The following is a 2,015-nucleotide window of genomic DNA, read 5'->3' as shown; positions in this document are numbered from 1 at the left end:
GGCGTGGTACGCGGCGCGCTGCTCGTCGGAGATCGGCACGGCGCGGCCGCCGAGCCGCGCGGCGAGCTCGCCGGCGACCGCGAGTGCGGCGGGGGTGGCGCCGGCGATGCCGAACCCGATGCCGTGGAACACCTCGGGAGGCTCGTCGCCGACGAAGGTCTGCAGCGGGTGCAGACCGAAGTCCACGCCCGTTCGGGCGATCGGCGTCGCGCCGGACGTGTGGCCGATGAGCACCCCCGGTCCGAGGGCTTCCCGGGCTGCGTGGGCCGCCACGGCGATCGCGGCATCCGGCACGCACAGCACCACGACGTCGGCCGGGGCGACGGGCTCCCCGCGACCGGTCGGACCGTGCACGTCGATTCCCGCCGCGCGCAGGGCGCGTGCGATCACGGGGCCGAGGCGGCCACGCCCGACGACGCTCGCAGACGCGACGGTCGGGGGATGAAGCTGCGGGAGGGGTGCCATGGGGAGCGTCGCCCTCAGAACACGATCGTGTGGTTGCCGTGGCGGATGACGCGATCCTCCGCGTGCCAGAGCACGGCGCGGGAGAGCACCTGGCGCTCCACGTCGGCGCCGCGGCGGGCGAGTTCGGCGGCCGACTCGGCGTGCGTCACCCGGATGGTGTCCTGCTCGATGATCGGGCCCTCGTCGAGATCGCCGGTCACGTAGTGGGACGTCGCGCCGATGAGCTTGACGCCGCGCTCCTTGGCCTTCTTGTACGGCTCCGCGCCGATGAAGGCGGGCAGGAACGAGTGGTGGATGTTGATGACGGGCACCCCGACGGCATCCAGGAACTCGGGCGACAGGATCTGCATGTACCGCGCCAGCACGATGAAGTCGACGTTGCCGGCGAGCAGCTCCAGCAGCTTCGCCTCGGACTCGGACTTGTCCGGACCGGGCGTCGAGGGCACGTGGAAGAAGGGCACCCCGAACGAGCGCACGTCGTCGGCGGACGTGGTGTGGTTGGAGATCACCATGGGGATGCTGACCGGCAGGTCTCCGCGCCGGTGGCGCCAGAGCAGGTCGAGCAGGCAGTGATCCTGCTTGGATGCCAGGATCGCCATGCGCTTGGGCACCGACCGGTCGGCCAGCGACCAGCTGAGGTCGAACTCCTCGCCGAGCGTGCGGGCCAGGTCGGCCTCGATGTCGGGCACGGCGACCGCGAAGTTCGGCCGGTGGAACACCACGCGGCAGAAGTAGGCGCCGCCCTGGGCGTCGTCGGAGTACTGGTCGAACGTGACGATGTTCCCGTCGTTGCGCGCGATGAGCGCCGACAGGGCCGCGATGATTCCGGGCTTGTCCGACCCGTGGACGATCAGGCAGGCGTGGTCGGACTGGGTGTTCACGGGCATGGGTCGATTCTGCCAGGCGCCGTGCCGGCAGTGCCCGTCGACAGGGTCGGCAGGCGTAACCGGCCGCGTCCGTCGAGGTGCATGCCGTAGCGTGGGTACGACATGTCTGCTCCCGATCTTCCCTCTCCTGATCAGAAGTCGGGGGCATCCCGGCTGCTGAAGCCGCTGCCGCTCGCGGTGCTGACCCTCGTGGTCGTCTTCGGCGCCGCCGAGCTCCGCGCCCCGATCCTCTCGGTCGCGCCCCTCGCGCATGTCATCGAGCACGACCTCGGGATCGGATCGGCCGTGGTGGGGCTGCTCACGAGCATCCCCGTGCTGTGCTTCGCGCTGTGCTCGCCGCTCGCGATCTGGGTGATCCGCCGCGGGGGCGCGGACTTCGCCTTCAGCCTCAGCATGGTCGGCATCGTCGTCGGCACGATCGTCCGCTCGCTCGGCGGACTGGCGCTGCTGATGATCGGCACGGCGATCATCGGCGCCTTCGTGACCATCGGCAACATCGTCGTCCCCACCCTCATCGCTCGCGAGTACCGCGGCCGGCGCGCGCACACCATGACCGGCGTGTTCACCTCGTCGATGACGTTCGGCACGTTCGCGGCGACGATCTCGACCGCACCGGCCGCCGCGGTGCTCGGCTGGCAGGCGGCCCTCGCGGTCTGGCTGGTG

1 protein-coding gene and 2 pseudogenes are annotated in these 2,015 nt (G+C 71.1%); 1 reads left to right on the top strand and 2 read right to left on the bottom strand.

Annotated features, from left to right (window positions below; translation table 11 throughout):
* Together VJR25_RS16355 and purU are read right to left on the bottom strand one after the other, a co-directional pair.
* Positions 1 to 390: pseudogene (locus VJR25_RS16355) on the bottom strand (DUF2520 domain-containing protein); the annotation flags it as partial.
* An 89-nt stretch (positions 391 to 479) separates the two neighbouring features.
* Entirely contained in the window at positions 480 to 1,352 is an 873-nt protein-coding gene (gene purU, locus VJR25_RS16350) for a formyltetrahydrofolate deformylase (RefSeq protein ID WP_324116951.1), read from the bottom strand.
* A gap of 102 nt (positions 1,353 to 1,454) precedes the next feature.
* Here purU and VJR25_RS16345 point away from each other — a divergent pair.
* Positions 1,455 to 2,015, top strand: a pseudogene (locus VJR25_RS16345) (MFS transporter); the annotation flags it as partial.

It is taken from the genome of Microbacterium sp. (assembly GCF_035277845.1).
GTDB lineage: Bacteria > Actinomycetota > Actinomycetes > Actinomycetales > Microbacteriaceae > Microbacterium.
This window is presented reverse-complemented; position numbering and strand designations above follow the sequence as displayed.

Bases quoted from the DNA above. Each gene is read 5' to 3' on its own strand.
- purU (WP_324116951.1), bottom strand. From the start codon at position 1,352: ATGCCCGTGAACACCCAGTCCGACCACGCCTGCCTGATCGTCCACGGG.